This window comes from Bradyrhizobium sp. BR 1432, assembly GCF_051547705.1.
In the GTDB taxonomy this organism is placed as follows: Bacteria; Pseudomonadota; Alphaproteobacteria; order Rhizobiales; family Xanthobacteraceae; genus Bradyrhizobium; species Bradyrhizobium zhanjiangense.
In genome coordinates this window covers 3,828,098-3,844,256 of record NZ_JBPUGF010000003.1, presented here as the reverse complement: position 1 = coordinate 3,844,256, position 16,159 = coordinate 3,828,098, and the positions used below count along the sequence as shown (strand labels likewise).

Sequence of the window (16,159 nt, the reverse complement as noted above, 5' to 3'; positions counted from 1 at the left end):
GGTCAGGTTGGAATCACGAACTCGAAATAGATCTCGCTGCCGGACGCGAACTTGGACTTTCCGACGTCGAAATACGAAGAGTCCGGAGTCCAGTAGCGCGTGGACACCGATCTGATCTCGATCACCAGGGGGGCCGATCCGTCATTGCCGATGCTAAAGATTTCCTTCTTAGCGATCCTTATGTTCTTTCCGCGGCCGATGGCCTCCGTCCTCTTGGCACGCTTCGCCTCGATGGTGATCGTTCCGGTCCCGGTCAGGCCGGTCACGATATAGTCGCTGTCGGTGTAGTAGCACCGCAGTGTCTCGGTACCAGGCTCGACCGTCGCCAGAACGAAATTGCCTTTCCCTCCGGACGAAATCACATTGTACATCGGGCGGGCCTTCTTGTCCGTGTCCGACGTTTTCAATTCGAACCACATTTCGGCGCCCGAGATCTTCTGTCCCTTGTACTGGTAGACGAACTCGTTCGGCTCCCATAGCGGCTGATGCGCTACGAAGCGCACCGGCCGCGCGCCCGCGTTCTTGAGCACGATCGGTTGCCTCTTCTTAACCTCGATGATGCTGTCCCTCGGGACCGATTCAGTGGCACCCCTGCGGCTAACCTCGAGTGCGGCAGCTTTGCTCTCGAGCGTCCACGGACCGCTGCGGATGGTCTGAGTAAAAGCGACGGCTGCGGGCTTGATAGTCCCGTGTACGAGGGTTTCTCCAGATTTCTTGATCTCCTCGATCTTCACGAGAACGCCGGTGCGCACCAGGTCCTTGGTGAGCGAGGGAGCGGCCTCTGGCTTGCCGATCATGCCGCCGATACCGGTCTTAGGCACACCGGCGCGGGTTACCTGGCGCACAAAGTTGCGCATGGACAGTTTGCCACTCTCCAGTCTGTCAACGAGTTGGTTTACGCGGGGACGCGATTTCTTGGCCATATTTTCCTCCACGGCAATATCGGTGTGGTATCGATCCCAAGATGCGCTGGTGATGATTGCACTTCCAGCAACTAGTAGGGAATCGCGTTGAGGAAGCAGCCGATATCCAGCTCTCCGGCGTTGTGATACGTGAACAACTGGCAGACGCCCTCGGCGCTCACCACGCTGCCAAAGCAATTCCCATTCGAATTGTCGCACGCGCCACTGGCGCCCTCAGTCGACGACTTGAAGTGGAAGCAACGCTTGCAGCAACGATCCGCGTCGCCGGACTGTGACACGTAGTTGAGGTTTATGCGAGCTAGGTTCGACATGGCATCCTCTCCTTTGTAAATCAACCGCGATGCGGCGGTCACGAACGTAATTCGACTCCATGGAATTGATTTAGGCGAGACTGAGCCTTTTTCCGCGCTGAGATCAGAACCGCATACCTCCGGTTTTTGCCTGCTTAAATCTTGCTCCCCGCACATCGGCGTTTCTCAAGTCCGCCTGCCTTAGATCTGCTTGTATCAATGTGGCGCCGACTAACGAGACACCGCGCAGGTCGGCGTTCCTAAGATTGGTGCGATAAAGAAATGCACCAGCAAGACTAGTGCCCCTGAGGTCAGCGTCTTCCAGGATCGCATTCTCCAGATTGGCGCCCGCCAATACACAGTCCCTTAGAGAAGACCCCTCCAGGTTAGCGCCTTTCATGACGCTTCCTTCCAAACATGCGCCGTCAAAACACGCTTGCATTGCGCGAAAACGAGTCAGGTTTGCGGCCCTCATCCGGGCATTGGTAAAATCGGCGCCTAGAGCGGATGCATTGGCTAGGTGGATGCCGTCCATGCTGCAGTTTTCGAAGCAGGCGTGGTCGGCGCACGATTCATCCAGATGGGCGCCGATCAGTTGTGCACCCGCGAAGTCGGCGCCGGTCAAGTTTGAGTCGTAACAGTAGACACCTTTCATGGCCGCGCGCCCAAACGAGGCAGCGCTGAGGTTTGATTTCATGAAAGCCCCGCCGCAGATATCCGCGTCGGTCAAAATTGCGCGGCTGAGATCGGCTCCATGCAGATGGACCCCGGCAAGCTTTGCGCCAGAGAGGTCGACTTCAACAAAAATGGCCTCTTCAAGATCGTGTCCGATTAACGCAACTTGCTCTAGAGCAAGCCCGGATGGAAACACGATGCCGCGCAGTCTTGTCTGCCCCGACAGCACAGTCTTCTGGAAGAGTTGCGTGAACGATATTGGATCCTTGCATGGAAGGCGGCTATGCAGCAGGCAGAGCCCGTCTGTATCGCTGGATGAGCAGATCTCGCAACCGGCGTATGCGCATGCCATTGCAAATCAATCCTAGCGTTTTCTGCGTTCCACAAGGTGCAGCAAGTTTGGGTCGACGTCTCTTGACCTCAAACCCTCTGTCGCGTGTTCAAATTTCTGGGCTCCAATGCCAGAGATCGCGGCGCCCTTGTGCCTTTCAGGATCACTCGGGTGAGCGACGTGCGCAATGTTGATCTGAGCCCTGTTGGTCATCGTACTTCTTCCAGCTGGAAACTTGCATCGACAGTCAAATGCTCTACCTACTGACTATTCCGCTGAGACTGAGGCCTTCTCCGCGCTGAAGATCGACGCCGGCCGGATGCGGTTTCATCCGGCTCATGTCCGATGCGAACGATTTGCCCACGTTGGCGAGATAGAGTTTACCCCGCAGGGTCAGATCGATCGACACCGGCGTGTTCTCGACGAGCCCCAATTCGACCAGCCGATCGACCGTTTCGCCGAACTGCTGGTCTATCGTGGTTCCATACCGATCGGCGAAAGGCTGCTTGGGAATGACGAGAGCATTCGTGCCGAGCACCATGTAGCGCGCCATGCTCTCCTCTTCCGAACGAGTCTGATGCCGAAATCGATGGGGAGCCGATCGGCGGCCAGCGTTTCGCAGTACTGATCGATGGGATTGATGTTGCCGTACACGAACTCGCCGTTCGGGCTTTGCACGTACGAGAACGCGCCCGGCCCTATGCCGACATATTCAGCCTGCGGCGCGCGCCAGTTGATCAGGTGATGCTCGCTGGCTCTCCCGGCGAGGGCAAAATCGTAAAGCGTGTAGAGCTTGTAGCCGCGACCTTCTAGAGTGTCGATGCATAGCCGCCACATCTCGAGATCGGTCTCCACGCTCGCCTGCTCGACCATTTTTCCGCGGCGCCGCACCTTGGCGAGCGCCGAACCTGGCTCCACGAACAGGCTGTAGGCGCTGATGTGCTGGACGCCGGTCGACAGAGCGACCGAAAGTTCGCGTTCCCATTCCTCCATGGTCTGTCCGGGGAGGCGGTACATCATGTCGATGGCGAGATTGTCGAAACCCGAGTTCAGCACCATCTCGACGGCGCGCTTTGCCATGTCCGAATTGTGCCCGCGTCCGATCATGCGAAGGTACTGGTCATCGAAGCTCTGCACGCCGAAGCTGATACGATTGACGCCCGCGTCGCGCAGCGCGGCAAGCTTGTCGGTCGTCAGCGTTTCCGGGCTTCCCTCGACGGTGATCTCGGCCCCAGGTTGCCAGGGCAGAGCGCGCCGCGCATGAGTGATGATTTCCACGAGCTGGTGCGCGCTCAATGCGGTCGGCGTTCCACCGCCGAAGAACGCGGCGCTCATCGTCATCTCTTGCCATTGGCCGCGCTCGCCCAGCATGGAGATCTCGCGCTTGACGGCCTGCACGAACGCCTGCATCTGGTCGTGCACGGACGGGTACTTGTTGAACGGGCAGAACGGGCAGATGACCGCGCAAAACGGCACGTGCACATACAGGGACGTTTGCGCGCGGAGCGCCTGCTTGCGGGTCGGCCAGATCTCGTTTGGCTCGACCGGGCCGAACGACAACGGATACCAGACCATCGCCTGCGGGTCGCGGTCGGGAACTCTCGCCAATAGTCGTAGGGGAGCTGTTCGTTCATTCCGCTGCCTCCGAGTTCCCCGCAAATCGGCGAGCATAGGTGCGGGAGAAGGCCGCCATGACATACGGAAGCAGGTTGGCGCACTTCATCAGGGTCGTGGTGTCGCCTCGCAGGTCGTAGACTTCGTCGGCGGCCGCTTCCATGATGCTCATTCTGCTCAACAGTGTGTCCAGCAGCACGGGGAACGTGGTCGATATCTCGACCGCGGCCTCATCACACGTACCCAGATGCGGCGTCACGCGCCCATCGCGGTAGTCCTCCCAATAGTTCATTTCCGGCCGGTCATCGAACAGCAGTTGCAGCCGGGTCGTACCGAGTTCCGCCAGAATCGACCGGCACGGCGCATGCTCGGAGACCGCGTCGAATGTCTCGACGAGGCACGCGTGCCAGCGGTCGGGCGACATGGTCTCGGATGGGGTCATGACGGCCTTTCCGCGATGCCGGTCGAATCGACCGAGATCATGCTGGCGCCGCGTCCGGCAGACAGTTCGACGCCGATCGGTTGCGGCATGCGTCGGTTTTCGGGCGTATAGAAGGCCTTGAGCACGTTGGAGGCAAAGTGCCGACCCTTCTCCGTCATGCGCACGCGCTCGTCATCCTCAATGAGCAGATCGGTGGCGACGAGGCGACGCAGCGCATCGCCGAACACGTCCTCCATGCGCACGCCGAACATCTCGCGGAACGGGGCCTTTCGCACTTCGAGGCACCTTAGTCCGAGGACCATGTAGCGAGCCTGACGCTCGACATCGCCGACCTCGTGGCCGAGCCGCACCGGCAACTCTCCATTCTCGATGGCGGCGAGATACTCCTTTAGGGAATGAATGGTGCAGTAAACGAGTCCACGTCTGCCGGCTTCGACGTAGCCAAAGGCGCCGGGTCCCATCCCCACATAGCTTCGTTGCGGCGCCTGCCAGTTGTACAGGTGGTGATCTGACCGTTTGCCAGCCAGGCTGAAATCATTGATCGTGTAGTGGACAAACCCGGCCGCCCCGAGAGTGTCCTGTGTGCATTGATACATCGCTCGCTCGGTATCCTCATCGGGATAGTCGAGCAGGAGGCCGGCAAGCGTGTCGCTGTACATCCGCGTGCCCGGATCGAGGAACAGGCAATACGTGCTGATATGATCAACGCCCGCGCTTAGCGCGGTCCCCAGGTCTCCTCGCCAGTTGTCGAGCGATTGGCCGGGCACCCGGTACATGAGGTCGATGGCAACGTTGTCGAAGCCCGCTTGATGCGCCAGATCGATCGCGCGCAGCGCTCCGTCCGCGCTGTGCGTCCGTCCCAACACCTTGAGGAACGAATCGCGGAACGACTGAACGCCGAAGCTGATCCGGTTGACTCCGGCCTGCCGCAGGGCGCGAAGCTTCTCGATATCCACAGTGTCGGGATTCGCCTCGATGGTGATCTCGGCTCCCGGCGTGATCTTGAAGCTGCCCAAGCACATCTCGACGATGCGCAGGATGTCCGGCGTCTGCAGCGCGGTCGGCGTGCCCCCGCCGAAATAGCCGGCCGACATCGGCGTGTCTCTATGATCTGCGCTTTGCGCGACCATCTTGATCTCACGCAGAATGCCTCTTAGGAAAGCATCCTTGCGTTCCTCGCGAAGGCTGTATTTGTTGAACGGGCAATACGGACAAATGTCCTTGCAGAACGGGACATGGAGATAGAAGGCGAGGGGGCGTGGTCCTTCGGATATGAGATCGAGTACGGCGCGAGATTGGATTCGATGCAGCGTCGGCGGGTACCATCGCACGTATTCCTTATCGCGGTGCGGATACTCCGCCCAGTACTCGTAAAGTGGATATTCCCGATCAACCGCCATCTGTTGTCATCCGCCGCATGGAGAGGAAAATGTCGAGGTCCTTGGTGTCCGCGACGTCGAACAGCGTTATGTCCAGCAATTCGAAACCGGCTTTGCGCGCATGGCCGAGGATTTCATCCTTGGCGAACGTCCGCAGGTGGCCGTCGGACGACAGCGGGTTTGCGCCACTGATCGCATCCCGGTTGAGAACGTTGAATACAAAACGGCCGGTCGGGAGCAGGGCCTGATCTACAGTGGCGAAGACGGCAGCGATATCGGCGTCCGTCTTCATCGTGCTCATGGCATAGAGACAGACGACGATGTCGTAGATCGCCGGGACAGTGAGCGTGCGTAAGTCTCCGCACAGAAACTCGGCGTCGAGGCCGAGTTGTGCACTGTGCGCTTGCGCGCGTTCTATCTTCCAGGCCTGCTGGTCGATGCCGGTGCAGCGGTGGCCGAGGCGCGCTGCCTCGATCAGATGGCGCCCCGTACCACATGCCAAGTCGAGGATGCGGCAGCTGCCTTTCTGTGCCTGCTTGCCGATAATCCGCTCTGTCTCGTCCCGGTAGGGAATAATGCGCTCATGGATTCGCTCCCAGGCGCTCGCACCGGGATCCGGTGGCGAATTGGCTTGCGCCGCTGCGCGCGCGCCCGAACCCGGCAGGTTGGTGGCACTATCACACGTGAATAACGGGACCTGCTCGGCGAGCACGCCGCGACGCTCGAGGTTGGCAACGACATTCGGCCGGAACGCGGGCGGCGCGACGCGAAGGCAGCCCGAGGCCACATCAGCCTCTTCAACTGTTTTGCCCCCGCGACGACGCGCCGCATTCATGGCTGCGCCCCAAACGGCGCGCGTCGCCGACTCCTTGAAGGCGGCCGGGGGACCGCTTTCCATGAGGTCCTGAAAGAGCGTCAGGGCCTTTGGGCTCCAGGACAATTCCGACATTGCCGATCCATCGCGGTGGCCGAATGCGGACAGCACAAATGAGGCTACGTCTGGGTGTAATTTTTCCAACATACTACAACTCCGAACGACAACCTAGACATTTTTTCCATATTGTAATCGACAAACGGTTGTGCGATCTTTGTCTGTCTCACAAACGGTGCAGAGTTCGAACCGTGACAGCGGACAACGAAGCTTCAGCGGCTTTTTTTGTTTCCGGGACGGCGGTTCACCGCGATTTTCCCACTGAGATAAATTGGGTCGCTCCACGGCTCGCATTCGGCAGCATGATCGGCACGCCCGAAAACATGCGCGTCGTCGCGGACGCCGGGATCACCCATGTCATCAATCTGCAAGACGAGTTCGACGACACGCTGCTTGTCGGCGATACCGGAATTTCGGTGCACTGGCAAAAGCTCGGCAACGACATCGATTTCTCGATAGTGGCGATCGAGCCCGCCTTAGCCTTCGCACGACGCGCATTGGAGGGAGCGAACAATGCGCTGTTTGTTCACTGCCTGGCAGGCCGCAATCGGTCTGCCAAGATCACGTATGCGGTGCTGCGCGTGATGGGCACGCCCGACGTCGATGCGCGCGAGCGCATCAAGCAGGCTCAGCCGGACGCGGTTCTGGAAGACGAGGTGCTGCGGACACTATCAGATCGGATCGACCGGCTGCGGGCCTAACCGCACCGGAACGGGAGGGAGCGTTGAGACGCGGTCGCGAAGAACTCAGCCGGCCTGGCGATTCGGGGGATGTTGAGTGGACAAGCCCGATTGCGGGCGCGCTGTGGCTGCGCACCTGGCGTCTCGGAGAGTGGGTGCACGGTCCCTTATCGCCGCTGTTTCGAACTTTCCTTGTGCCGATGCTGGTCGAAGCGCGCGAGCGGGCGGGCAGCGGGCGACTTGGCCAGCGCCTGCCACGGATGTGGCGTGTGAAGTCGCCGGCCTATTGCGTCGTCAACGGCTACTTTTTTGCCCGAGCTGAGCCGAGCACCGTCAGCCTGATGGTGCTGCCGGTGCGGTTTTTTATCTCCGAAGCGTTGGGCGGGTGGACCGAACGCTGGGAAGCGAAGACGCTGCCGACCTTTCTGGAACGCGTGGCGAGCCACGATGCCCTCGACGTGGAGGGTAGCTCGACCGAGCTGCTGCTCGCTCGCCTTGAGGAACTGGCGCTCGACGTCGCGGAATGCTGGTACGCTATCGGTTTGGCTTCGGGCGGAGTGTCCCCTCAAGCGCTTTCTCGGGGGCATTCTCAAGTCCGATTTTTCCGACGTCGACATCCTGACCCTGCTGCGCGGCTTCCAGACCAGCATCATCGGCGGCCAACGTCACCTCTACAATCTCGCCCAGAGCGCGCGGCAGGCCGGCATCCTCGGCCGTGCCGACGCTGCGCAAGCGCTCGCCACGGCAATCGCCGCGGGAGGTGCCGCTGACTCGTCGCAGGATTTCGGCGCGCAGCTCGTGTTGGCGCTGGCTCAAGTCGGGCATCAGATCAACACACTCGACTTCGTTCATCCCTGCCTGCGGGAGTTGCCGGCCGATCTCGCCGTGGCACTGCAAGCCTACGGGCGCGGGAGCGCCAGAAATCCGGATATCGCGCTTCAGAAGTCGGCGGCCGAGCGAGAGCAGATCTCGAACCGCATCCGCGATGGCCTCTCTCCCAAGAAGCGCAAGATCTTCAACCGGCTCTTGGCCGCCTTGCACCGCTACGAGACCGTGCTCGACAACACGACCTTCGACATCCAGCGAGCCTGGCCGATCTTCCGCCGTTACCTTGGCGAGATCGGCGGGCGGCTGTGCCGGGATGGCCGGCTCGACGCAGCGGACGACGTGTTCTTCCTCACCTACGACGATCTCAAACGCGCCTGCTCCGAACGAAGGGGCGCCGACACCTGGGCCGCCACGGCCCGCGACAATCGTCAACTTTGGCTGCGCCAGCACGAACTCGAGCCGCCTCGCTGCATTCCACCACCGGGCGATCCCGCTTCGGAAAAAGCCATGACTTGGCCGATCAATCTGCGGGCGATCTGCGGCGCCGGCACCCCGAACGACTGGATCTTGCGCGGGATCGCGGCAAGCCCGGATCGCGTAGCGGCCGCGCGCGCGTCTGCCGGACCCTGGACGACGCGGCCGGTCTCGAGCCCGGCGAAATCTTGGTCGCGGTGCGGACGACCCCGAACTGGACTCCTCTTTTCTCCCAAGTGGCGGCAATCGTTACCGACGTCGGCGCCGCCACTTCACACAGCTCCATCATCGCCCGCGAGTTCCGAATACCGGCGGTAGTGGGCACCCAGCAGGCGACGCGCGTGGTCAAGAACGGGGACCAAGTGACGGTCGATGGAACGGCCGGCCTGGTGCACGTGGAACTACAGTCTCTTTAGCCCTCACCTACGACAGGAGACCGCTGTGAACAAGCACATGAAAAGCACGATGAGCTGGCCAACTCCCGTCGATCATCAGTTCGAGAAGGTGGTCCATGGTATCCCGCTGATGTTTCGTCCGATCGTCCGGCCCAAGCTGCGCAAAGCTGCGGAGGCCCGCTGCCTTAGCCGGAATTCTGCGCTGGTGAACGAGGCGGACTTGTTTACCGCTCTGTTCGACATCACGCCGAAGCAGTTCAAGGGAGAGTGCGTCAAACTGGTCGAGAGCCTCGGTGTCGAGGTGATGAAGTACATCAATTTGAAGGACGTTCGCGACCAGTATGCCCAATCATGGGAGCAGTTCGGAAAGGCGTTCCATCCCGGCAACTATCACATTACCCTCTACATGACCGACCGGTGCAACGAGACATGCAAGCACTGTGCTGTCCACCTCAATGCCCGTCCGGACTTGCCGATCGATAAATGGATCGGCATTGTCGACGATCTGGAAACGACGCTCCGCAAGCAGGGCCGCCACGGCGTGTACATCTATTTCGGCGGCGAGCCGCTCGTGCGCAAAGATCTGAGGAATATAATCGAGCACAGCGGCGATCACGGCTATTTCCATGCGCTTGCCACCAACGGGCTGCTGTTCAAGAAGGATTATGCGAAATTCTGCGTGCAGAACAAGATGAACCACGTTTTCATCAGCCTTGACAGCACTAACCCGATCAAGGCGTCGCTGATCCGTGGCGTAAAGCGTTCGGGCGAACTCGCGGAACGCGCGATCAAGACGGCGCTCGACGCAGGCCTCTTCGTCATCGTCAATGCCGTCATCATGAAGCAGAATCTCGACGAGATGCAGGAAATCAAGGACATGGTCGAGAGTTGGGGCGCTGTGTGCTACATGCGCGCGGTGATCAAGTCGGGCACCGCCGCCCTGCATTGGGACGAGATCGGCCTCACCAACGACGAGTACCGCCAATTCTACGATTTCAAGTACAAGCACGCGGTCGAGGCTGTGCGCAAAGGCTATGTTGGAACGCTGCCGATCTTCGACATCTGGGACTGGACGCCGTTCATGGACATTCCGCTCGACGACAAGGAGCAGACCGCGCTTGAATGGGGGGTCGGGTGCCAGGCGTGCCGGACAATCTCCGGCGTCGACGTCAACGGCGATTTCATGCCTTGCTACTACCCAACCAAGCTGAGGCTCGGAAATCTCCTGCAAACACCTTTCGAGACGATCATGCAGTCGCAACTCTTCAACGACATTCGCGACCGCAAAAAGACGTCGGGCAAATGTACCGGTTGCGGCCATCGTAGCATGTGCGGCGGAGGGTGCGGGGTTCATTCCGAATGCGAGACCGGGGACTTCTTTTCGTCGGTTCCATACTGCTGGCACGAACCCAAGAATGATCCGTCGGTGGTCCGCATCGGAGGAACCGAGATCAGGCTTGACAAACTGACCGCAGGGACCGGTTTCGGACGTTAGTGCAGATGGCAGCTGGGCAAGGACCGCGCAGCGTCCTCGACGCGATGCCGCCGGGCTCGCCGCGTTCGCCTCTCTGGCAGACCTACCGTTTTGCGACCGCCCCGACGTCTTTTCTCGATGAGCTCCACCAACGCTACGGCGACATATTCGTCTTGCGGCTCGCCGGCAACCGGCCTTGGATCTGCCTCAGCTCGCCCGCCGACCTGCGGGAGATGTACGCTGCGGATCCGGACGTGCTACGGTCCGGGCGCGCAGCTGGCGGCGTGTTCGCGCCGCTGACCGGTTGGAACGCCTCGCTGACGCTCGATGGTGCGGAGCACCAGCGACGGCGTCGCATGTTGCTGCCCTACTTTTCCGCGAGCCGCGTCGGTGTGTTCGCGCTCTCTGCGCACCGGGCGGCTCGCGAGGCCATCGCGGCGTGGCCGCGGGGGCGGCCCTTCGCGCTCCATCCATGCCTGCAGACCATTTCGCTTGACGTCATCATGCGCGCCATCCTGGGCCTCGAGCCGAAGGCCGATCCGCGGCTTGCTGGTCTGATCAAGCGGCTCGGCGAGACCGGGATGAGCTCGCCGTTCCTGTTCATTCCGGCTCTGCAATGGAATTTCGGGCGCTTCAGTCCGTGGGGCCGGATCGTGCACCTTGCCAGGAGCACGCGCGCGGCGCTGGTCAGTGAACTCGAGAAGCGCAGGGCTGCGGGGGCGTCCAGCGGCGACGATACGTTGTCGTTTCTGCTGCGCCAGCGCGACGCGGACGGAAGTAGTCTCGACGACGAGCAGATATGCGATGAACTCATCGCGCTTCTGATCGCCGGCTACGAGACGACTCACATAGCGATGTGCTGGGTGTTCGAAAGGCTGCTTGCCTATCCCGATGCGCGAGAGCAGGTGCGTTGCGAGCTCGCTGGGTTGTGCGATATCGCCGAAATCGGTCGCCTGCCCTACCTCGATGCTGTGGTCCGTGAAAGTCTTCGTGTCCGTCCCGTGTCGCCGATCTGCGGCGGCCGGCTGATTACAGCGCCCATATCCATTGCGGGTTATCGCCTGCCGCCTGGCGTCATCCTGACGAACTGCTCGTACCTGCTGCATCGGCGCAAGGACGTCTATTCCGATGCCGATCGGTTTCGTCCGAACCAATTCCTCGAATCGCCGCCGGCTGCCCACGAGCTCACGACGTTCGGAGGTGGCAATCGCCAATGCATCGGGAATCCGCTGGCCCTGCTGGAGATCAAGGTCGTGGTCGCGGCGGCTCTCGACGCCCTCGATCTCAAGCCGTGCGACACCGCGGTCAGTGCGGTGGGCAGGGGCGTGCATCTCGTCCCACGCGACGGGCTTCGCGTCGTAGCGGTGGGCCGTTCGGCCGAGAGGAGCGGCTGAGAGCAGATCTTGGGACCGATCGCTACCATGGGCGGGGCGCGGGTCCCTATTCGCCTGGCAATGGCTCGGGCGATTGCGCGAGGGAACGGCCGAGCAGCGGCTGTTTGGACGCGCCGAACCGGTCGGGCAGTCGTTCGGGCTCGCAATAGGTACCGCACAGATGATCCCAGAAGGTAGAATAGTTGCCGTAGTTGTAGCGGCAATACCAATGGTGTGCCGTGTGGCAGCCGGTATGGTTGATGAAACGGAACGGAACCCAGCGCACTTGATCATGAATCATCAGCGACCACAGCATGGAGAAGGCGAACAGCGCGAGATACGCGCAATCGTACATCGGAACGATCAGGGCGTAGACGTGGTAAGGCAGGGATTGCGCAAAGGAGATCGAGCGGATGAAAGGCAAAGGCGGCGTAAGGAGTCGGCTCTCGAAATCGATGATGATGTACGTGTAGCAGTCGGTAGAGAAAGCCGACGTGCAACGCGCGGTGGATCCAATAGATGCAGGTCTCTGCGAACACCAGCGCACCAATGCAGGTGATGACGAGATATGCCGCGCCGTGCTCGCCGATTGCGTTGTAGAGCGGAAAATAACCGTGCACGATCAAGAGCTGCACCGGTAGCACGAGTACGGCGTTGCCGAGAAGGCCGTACACGGACCACAGGATGGCGGCGCGAACCCTTTTTCGATCCTCGCGGTAGGCCGGCAGGAAGCGGTCGCGCCCAAGCACGAAATAGACATAGTAACTTAGACTCGCCACCACGAAATAAAGAAGGTGGCCAAAGAGCGCCGTCGCGACGAGCAGTCCGGTCCAACCATAGTGGGAATGTAGCCACTGATAGATCACGGATATGTCCCTGTCGATCGTGTACCGGCGTCGCGGCTCGCTATTTCAACCGCGCGCCGGGCCGCGCCGACGTACCCTGTGCTCGGCGGCCCGCGGCTGTCCGCCAGTTTCGCAACACGTGTTTTCCGTAGAGCCGAAAGGTGCGACAGATCGTTCGACCATCGAGTGTGCTGAAGAACGCGTCGGCGAGCCCGAACGGCAGCATCGTGACGATCGGCCCGCGTGCGTATTCGAGAATCCAGGCGTGATCAACGATGCGATAGCCCTTGGCGCGGCGGAACTCCAGCACGACCTCATCCCCGGCACGGACCACGTCCCGGGAAAGCTGGCCTTGTTCGAAATACCAGAGCTCGCCGTCTAACAGGAACGCCCAGTCCTTCACAAAGGAATAGCGACCGGTGTGGCCGGAACTCCCGATCGGGCTGCCAAAGAAGATCACGTATTCGGTCAGAGACGCATACAGGATGGAGAACTGCCCCATAACGCCACCGGCATTGCTGAAGACCCATTCCTGCTCTTCGCTGATCCTGCCGGGATAGCACTTCGCCAGCTCGCGCGTAACCGTGCGCAGCCGTTCCTCCAGCGGCAGGCCGCTGCCAGCCCGCGCGGCAGCACGCAGGACATCGGGATCGAACACATACGCCACGTGGGCGCTCCTTCTCGTGGCTCCGCGCAGAATGCCTATTTCAGAGTCCTGAGCCGGTTAGTAGGCGAACGGAATCACGCGGTAGGGTACGCGCGCGCAATACGCCTCCCAGACCTGCCCATATTTTTCCAGACAACGCCGATCGTCGTAAGCGGCACGGTGCACCAAGAGCATGATCAGATAGACGACGTAGAACCAGGGTATGGCGTGGTCGAATCCGGCCGGCAGCGTCCAGCTCACGGCGATCATCATTTCAGGAACGTAGTGGAAATGACGCGCCAGTCCCCACCAACCGGCGACAAGCAGAACTGTCTGGTGTCGAGCGCCGTCGGCTGTTCGGTAGGTTGCCGGCAGCACCGCAGCCTTGCGCCCCCATATGATGATGTTGCCTCCCGTCGCCCGTACCCGTTGGCGCTGCGCATCCGCATCGTAGTTGAGCCAGATCGCCGCAAGGCCGAGCGCGAGGATGCCGAAAGCGGCGGCGAGCGAAAGATCATCGGGGCGACCGGCGAGATACAGCGGCACGATCGCATAGATTGCCGGCAGCCAGCTTGTGACGCCCCAGAAATTGCGAAAGCCGAACCGATAATGCATGACGTCGAGCGTGTTGAAATAGCCGCTCTCCCAGCAGAAGAATTTGAAGATGTAGAGAAGCTGCAGAGCAGCGGCGACGGCGAGCGCATTGCTCAGACGGCCGTAACTCTCAATCTGCTTGGCGATACAGGACAGGACTACCACGCTCCAGCCCATCATGGCGAGCCGGCAGATGACGAGCTGCTTGAGATCTATCCCGAAAACCCGCGGGTGCAGTTCCGTGCCCCAATAGAAATCCCAGACCCGCCATCCGGTCGTGCCGGTATCAGCCGACCGGGGCATTCTCAAGCCTTTGAAGTACAGCAACAGACTGCACAGCAGCGCCATCAGATTGCACGTCATCAGAATCGCGCCGAAGTGGTCGTACACAATGGCCGGCGAGAACCAGGAGTAATGGTAGGCGCCCAAATAGAAGCAGACGATGGTGACGAGGAACGCGGGAAGACCGTTAAGCCGATAGGTGACGTGCGCGCCCGCCGGCGTGGCCGGACCGACATGCAGCCGGCCGGGTAGGCTGATGAGCAGCAATGCTTGTAAGGCGACCCACACCAAGATGATGGACACCGCGGTCCAATCAGGCAGGGGCCACAGCCTGACAATCTCGCCCAGGCGCGCCGAGGCGAACGCAACGATGGAGCCGTCGAAATGCGATACGATCAGCCACGATACGATCGTGGCAGGCGGCAATGTCAGCATGAAGACGAGCGGAATGACCGTGTAACGCAACGCATTGCGCAGTCCGCTCGGTGGCTGGCTCGCAATTGAAATATCGTGCGGCACGCAGCAGCCCTCTTTCGTGTGTCGTGAGGCGGGCGGCGAGTGGCGTACATTCCGCCACATGCTCGCCAGAATGACACAATCGAAGCGCGGCCACAATCTGGGGTAATTTGACGCGCAGTGCACGATTCGTGCTGCTGGCTCGCAATCCGCGTTAGCGCCGCCGATCGAGAACTGGCGCAACATGCAGCGGTCGTCGCGAGACGACTGGCTTGCCCGCAGACGAGGCCGGCGAAAAAGGTTACGTCTTGCGCGGGTCGCGAGGCTAGAGTACACTTACTGGGTGCAAGCTAGAACCTCGACGTCCTCGATGAAGGGCGTGAGAGGCGGGAGGGACGCGTCGTGAGGATCGTCTCATCAACGCATTGGCCTGCCGTCACTGTCCGGCGTATCGGGATCGCTTGCTTGTGCGGACACGTGCGGACGAAATTGCTTCGTCGGGTGGTTCGACCAGATTCCGCGAGCTGCGCACCTGGCCTGATGCGCTGCCTGCGCGCCGCTGCAGAATCGGCGTTCGGAGTGTGATGATGTCGTCGCGGCGCCTCATCACCGACCTGACGCGGCTGACGAGCGATATCGTAGCTGCGGCGATACTCGCCGATGCTCCCTTCGACTTCGGCAAGATCCAGTCGGTTATTGCAGCGTTCGCCCCTTACTTCAGCGGCTCGCCCGTGAGCTTCCGGACATCGACCAAGGCCAAACGCGAGCTCAATGTGCGTTATGTCGAGCTCGACACGCCGCATGATCCCTACCGGCTCGCGATCACGCACGGCTTGATCAAGCCGGAAGGGCAGCCGATCGACGAGCTTACGCATGAAATCCAGGCCGGTTTTCCTGTCCTGGGTTACGGCGTCGATCTCGGCGCCGGCTACGGGCTGGAGAAGATTTGGCCGTTCTTTCCGCATCAGCCGCAACCCTTGGATCGCGTGTGCGCAATGCGAAGCATTCCCGCAGCCGTCGCCAATTTCACCGACGTGATGGCGAAGTACGATCTCAGCGAAGTCACCATTTTCGGCCTCGACTATCGGCACCAGACGGTCAATCTGTACTTCCTCAGGCCTCCGGGCTACTTCGCGCCCGAGCGGCTCGCTGCAATGATAGGTGAGTTTGGGTTCGAAGTTCCCAACGACGAACTGCTGCGCCACTGCAGTACGGCGGTGCCGATCTACCTCACTTTCAGTTGGACCTCGCCGCGGGTCGAGCGTCTTTGCTTCGCGGCCGTTGCGCCGACGCCCAGCGCGGTTCCGACGCACCTCCATCCGGTCATCGCCCGTTACGTCGCCGGTGCGCCGTTCGTAACGGAGCGCCACCTGTTCATCTATAACGTGACGATGGCGACGGACGGCAATTTCATCAAGATCGAGAACGACTACACGGGATCGATGGCGGATCTCATGCGCGTCTTCCTGGCAGGACCGCCGCCAGATGGCCGGATGCCGGACGAACAACGGGTGGAGTAGGAGCAGA

General features: G+C 60.9%; 16 protein-coding genes and 1 pseudogene. 5 read left to right on the top strand and 12 right to left on the bottom strand.

The genetic code is table 11. From position 1 onward, the window contains the following. Positions 1-2 precede the first annotated feature (2 nt). The 8 genes from ACSKB8_RS18510 to ACSKB8_RS18475 form a co-directional block, all read right to left on the bottom strand. Positions 3-923 carry a hypothetical protein gene (locus ACSKB8_RS18510; protein ID WP_438105587.1) on the bottom strand — a complete coding sequence of 307 codons (921 nt, stop codon included), beginning with the start codon at positions 921-923 and terminating at the stop codon, positions 3-5. 71 nt (positions 924-994) lie between these two features. Then, complete coding sequence (locus ACSKB8_RS18505) at positions 995-1,234, bottom strand: hypothetical protein (protein ID WP_438105586.1); 240 nt, start codon at positions 1,232-1,234, stop codon at positions 995-997. Between the two features lie 103 nt (positions 1,235-1,337). Then, positions 1,338-2,117 (bottom strand): pentapeptide repeat-containing protein, encoded by a 780-nt coding sequence (locus tag ACSKB8_RS18500; RefSeq protein ID WP_438105585.1) that lies wholly within the window; start codon positions 2,115-2,117, stop codon positions 1,338-1,340. A 358-nt stretch (positions 2,118-2,475) separates the two neighbouring features. Then, entirely contained in the window at positions 2,476-2,772 is a 297-nt protein-coding gene (locus ACSKB8_RS18495; RefSeq protein ID WP_438105584.1) for a hypothetical protein, read from the bottom strand. Beyond that, on the bottom strand, positions 2,691-3,890 hold the full coding sequence (hemW, locus tag ACSKB8_RS18490) for a radical SAM family heme chaperone HemW (protein WP_438105583.1): 1,200 nt from the start codon (positions 3,888-3,890) through the stop codon (positions 2,691-2,693). Before hemW (ACSKB8_RS18490) ends, ACSKB8_RS18495 begins: the two co-directional genes overlap by 82 nt. After that, positions 3,850-4,275, bottom strand: a complete 426-nt coding sequence (locus ACSKB8_RS18485; protein ID WP_438105582.1) for a hypothetical protein — start codon at positions 4,273-4,275, stop codon at positions 3,850-3,852. Before ACSKB8_RS18485 ends, hemW (ACSKB8_RS18490) begins: the two co-directional genes overlap by 41 nt. After that, positions 4,272-5,675 (bottom strand): radical SAM family heme chaperone HemW, encoded by a 1,404-nt coding sequence (gene hemW, locus ACSKB8_RS18480; protein ID WP_438105581.1) that lies wholly within the window; start codon positions 5,673-5,675, stop codon positions 4,272-4,274. Before hemW (ACSKB8_RS18480) ends, ACSKB8_RS18485 begins: the two co-directional genes overlap by 4 nt. After that, positions 5,665-6,675 carry a class I SAM-dependent methyltransferase gene (locus tag ACSKB8_RS18475; RefSeq protein WP_438105580.1) on the bottom strand — a complete coding sequence of 337 codons (1,011 nt, stop codon included), beginning with the start codon at positions 6,673-6,675 and terminating at the stop codon, positions 5,665-5,667. Before ACSKB8_RS18475 ends, hemW (ACSKB8_RS18480) begins: the two co-directional genes overlap by 11 nt. 101 nt (positions 6,676-6,776) lie before the next feature. Between ACSKB8_RS18475 and ACSKB8_RS18470 the strand changes: the two genes are divergently transcribed. Beyond that, positions 6,777-7,286, top strand: coding sequence for a dual specificity protein phosphatase family protein (locus ACSKB8_RS18470; protein WP_438105579.1), 510 nt, complete (start codon positions 6,777-6,779; stop codon positions 7,284-7,286). A gap of 513 nt (positions 7,287-7,799) precedes the next feature. On the opposite strand, the gene ACSKB8_RS18465 is transcribed toward ACSKB8_RS18470, so the two are convergent. Beyond that, positions 7,800-8,306: a hypothetical protein gene (locus ACSKB8_RS18465; protein WP_438105578.1), complete on the bottom strand. Its 507-nt coding sequence runs from the start codon at positions 8,304-8,306 to the stop codon at positions 7,800-7,802. Positions 8,307-8,398: 92 nt separating this feature from the next. Between ACSKB8_RS18465 and ACSKB8_RS18460 the strand changes: the two genes are divergently transcribed. The 3 genes from ACSKB8_RS18460 to ACSKB8_RS18450 are packed head-to-tail and all read left to right on the top strand — an operon-like array spanning position 8,399 to position 11,830. Beyond that, positions 8,399-8,983 (top strand): PEP-utilizing enzyme, encoded by a 585-nt coding sequence (locus tag ACSKB8_RS18460; protein ID WP_438105577.1) that lies wholly within the window; start codon positions 8,399-8,401, stop codon positions 8,981-8,983. Between the two features lie 25 nt (positions 8,984-9,008). Continuing rightward, positions 9,009-10,457 carry a radical SAM protein gene (locus ACSKB8_RS18455; protein ID WP_438105576.1) on the top strand — a complete coding sequence of 483 codons (1,449 nt, stop codon included), beginning with the start codon at positions 9,009-9,011 and terminating at the stop codon, positions 10,455-10,457. Between the two features lie 5 nt (positions 10,458-10,462). Further along, entirely contained in the window at positions 10,463-11,830 is a 1,368-nt protein-coding gene (locus ACSKB8_RS18450; RefSeq protein ID WP_438105575.1) for a cytochrome P450, read from the top strand. 46 nt (positions 11,831-11,876) lie between these two features. Here the strand turns inward: ACSKB8_RS18450 and ACSKB8_RS18445 are convergent. The 3 genes and pseudogenes from ACSKB8_RS18445 to ACSKB8_RS18435 form a co-directional block, all read right to left on the bottom strand. Beyond that, a pseudogene (locus tag ACSKB8_RS18445) lies at positions 11,877-12,348 on the bottom strand (sterol desaturase family protein). 367 nt (positions 12,349-12,715) lie between these two features. Then, positions 12,716-13,321: an ERG2 family protein gene (locus ACSKB8_RS18440; protein WP_438105574.1), complete on the bottom strand. Its 606-nt coding sequence runs from the start codon at positions 13,319-13,321 to the stop codon at positions 12,716-12,718. A 57-nt stretch (positions 13,322-13,378) separates the two neighbouring features. After that, positions 13,379-14,878: a hypothetical protein gene (locus ACSKB8_RS18435; RefSeq protein ID WP_438105573.1), complete on the bottom strand. Its 1,500-nt coding sequence runs from the start codon at positions 14,876-14,878 to the stop codon at positions 13,379-13,381. A 341-nt stretch (positions 14,879-15,219) separates the two neighbouring features. Between ACSKB8_RS18435 and ACSKB8_RS18430 the strand changes: the two genes are divergently transcribed. Beyond that, positions 15,220-16,152 carry an aromatic prenyltransferase gene (locus ACSKB8_RS18430; RefSeq protein ID WP_438105572.1) on the top strand — a complete coding sequence of 311 codons (933 nt, stop codon included), beginning with the start codon at positions 15,220-15,222 and terminating at the stop codon, positions 16,150-16,152. The last annotated feature ends 7 nt before the right edge of the window (positions 16,153-16,159 follow it).

What these genes read in the sequence shown, in the direction of transcription:
- ACSKB8_RS18475 (WP_438105580.1), bottom strand. Translation starts at nt 6,675, where the DNA reads ATGTTGGAAAAATTACACCCAGACGTAGCCTCATTTGTGCTGTCCGCA.
- hemW (WP_438105581.1), bottom strand. Translation starts at nt 5,675, where the DNA reads ATGGCGGTTGATCGGGAATATCCACTTTACGAGTACTGGGCGGAGTAT.
- ACSKB8_RS18435 (WP_438105573.1), bottom strand. Translation starts at nt 14,878, where the DNA reads ATGTTGCGCCAGTTCTCGATCGGCGGCGCTAACGCGGATTGCGAGCCA.
- hemW (WP_438105583.1), bottom strand. Translation starts at nt 3,890, where the DNA reads ATGCTCGCCGATTTGCGGGGAACTCGGAGGCAGCGGAATGAACGAACA.
- ACSKB8_RS18495 (WP_438105584.1), bottom strand. Translation starts at nt 2,772, where the DNA reads ATGGCGCGCTACATGGTGCTCGGCACGAATGCTCTCGTCATTCCCAAG.
- ACSKB8_RS18485 (WP_438105582.1), bottom strand. Translation starts at nt 4,275, where the DNA reads ATGACCCCATCCGAGACCATGTCGCCCGACCGCTGGCACGCGTGCCTC.
- ACSKB8_RS18510 (WP_438105587.1), bottom strand. Translation starts at nt 923, where the DNA reads ATGGCCAAGAAATCGCGTCCCCGCGTAAACCAACTCGTTGACAGACTG.
- ACSKB8_RS18430 (WP_438105572.1), top strand. Translation starts at nt 15,220, where the DNA reads ATGTCGTCGCGGCGCCTCATCACCGACCTGACGCGGCTGACGAGCGAT.
- ACSKB8_RS18505 (WP_438105586.1), bottom strand. Translation starts at nt 1,234, where the DNA reads ATGTCGAACCTAGCTCGCATAAACCTCAACTACGTGTCACAGTCCGGC.
- ACSKB8_RS18450 (WP_438105575.1), top strand. Translation starts at nt 10,463, where the DNA reads ATGGCAGCTGGGCAAGGACCGCGCAGCGTCCTCGACGCGATGCCGCCG.